Source organism: Mesorhizobium sp. M0571 (assembly GCF_040320985.1).
In the GTDB taxonomy this organism is placed as follows: Bacteria; Pseudomonadota; Alphaproteobacteria; order Rhizobiales; family Rhizobiaceae; genus Mesorhizobium.
Genome location: NZ_JAMYQT010000132.1, coordinates 1 through 1,751, shown reverse-complemented (window position 1 = coordinate 1,751; position 1,751 = coordinate 1). Strand labels below are relative to the sequence as shown.

General features: G+C 56.8%; 1 protein-coding gene and 1 pseudogene. Both read right to left on the bottom strand.

The features are described 5' to 3' along the window. Nucleotides 1-872: 872 nt before the first annotated feature. The gene (locus NKI85_RS37660) at nucleotides 873-1,565 is read right to left on the bottom strand and encodes an amino acid ABC transporter permease (RefSeq protein ID WP_352780953.1); all 693 of its coding nucleotides are present in this window, start codon (nucleotides 1,563-1,565) and stop codon (nucleotides 873-875) included. A 25-nt stretch (nucleotides 1,566-1,590) separates the two neighbouring features. Then, nucleotides 1,591-1,751, bottom strand: a pseudogene (locus NKI85_RS37655) (amino acid ABC transporter permease); the annotation flags it as partial.

Here is a 1,751-nt window from a genome sequence, read left to right as displayed (position 1 = left end):
ATGTATACATGTTGTTGATTAGAAATTCAAGCCAACTTGCGACCTGGCTGCGCCGAGCGCCAACGTCAGGAATTTGCACACCTTGGCGGGTCGGCACGTTCAGACTTCAGCTTATGACAAGGCTCGGGAAGCTCCCGCCGGGATGGAAAGCGGTCAGGGCAACCGCGTATTTTTTGTCTCGCTCCTGCCATTCAGGAAGACCGGCCGCTGTTATCCGTGTATGGCAACTCTGCACGGACAAAATCCCGTTCGAAGGGGGTTTGGCATGCCGATACATCGAAAAGCCGAAAATGCTGGTGTTTCAAGCCATCCGAGATGGCGCTGCTGGGCCGCGTTTTCGATCGGTTGAAGGTCGACGCTCAATCTGAGCATCAACGTCAAGCGCTCGCGTCCCGGATCATTGCAAATTACATGGCCGGACTAGTGGACGACGAAGAACTTCTGTCGGCTTCCCGACAGCCGCTTGGACGGTAGGCGATTGGCAGATCCCAAGCGATCGGTTGGGCTTCCATCATTCCCGTAACTTCTCCGAAAGGGCGGAGACGGACTGCTTCATCTGTTCGGCCGATGCGCAGGTCACAGAAGACTTTTATCCCAAACTGGGGGGCTGACCCCAACCCGGACAGTCTACCCCTTGCCCGCTGGCTTCTGCTGGCGGGCCTTTTTTGAATTGAGAGCCGAAGCGTAGCTTCTATCCTCGCGGTTTTTGGCCGGTCTTTAGTAAGCGCGCCTCGCGTAGCAATGACGCGTGGTCAGTTCCGATCATTTCGCGCGCTTGAGTCTCCGTCCCCGCAAGGTGTCCCTCTTCGCTGCCGCAAGCTACGATGCAAACTGAACGGATTCCGCTCTTGTGAGTTGCGACGAGGCTACCCTTAGGTCCGTACCCTAAGGGCAGCCTCCGTCCTGTCAGCGATATGTGTGACAATGTAGGCAATCACCATGTAGATCACGACGGCAATCACGAAGGCTTCGAGGTAGTAGAAATTCAGCGCGGCGGTCAACTGGGACTGCGCAAAAATATCGACAACCTCGATAGCAAATCCAAGAGAAAGCGCCTTCATGATCACCATGAACGAGTTGGCGAGGTCCGGAATTGCTGCGACGATCACCTGGGGAAACAGGATTCGTCGGAACAGTTGGCTTCGTTTGTAGCCCAACGAGTAGGCTGCGTCTGCCTGGCCGGTGTCGAAGGAATTCAAAGCGCCCTTCACAACTTCCGCCTGGAACGCGGCAACGCAAGCGGTCAACGCGATGACGAGCGTGACCCAGTTCGGCGTTGCGTGGCCGTTGAACTCTATCCCGACTAGTGAGGCCAAGAACTGGAGGGTCGGCGGGAGGCCGTAGTATGCAAGGAAGATCACGATCACCATCGGCACGCCCTTGAAGGCGACCTTGTACGCCACGACGAACTCCCGCAGCACGGGTATCCGCCGATATTGGATCAGCGCAAACAGGCTGCCGATGATCGTGGAGAAGACAAAGATCGCCAGCGCCATGGCGAGCGTCACGGGCACTGCGCCCAGGATGCTCCACAGGTCCGGGAGCAAGACATCGATATCGAACATGTGATGATGGCCCTTTCTTCGAGCAAACGCTCGCCATGATCATGCTCTTCGCCGGCGCCGCTGTCGGTGCGAACTTCGAGGACCGAAGTTCGAAGAAGCGCACGATGAGCCACGCGATCAGGCACAGCAGCGCATAGATCACCGCCAGCACGAGATAAGTTTCGAACTGGTATTGGTTGTAGTCCC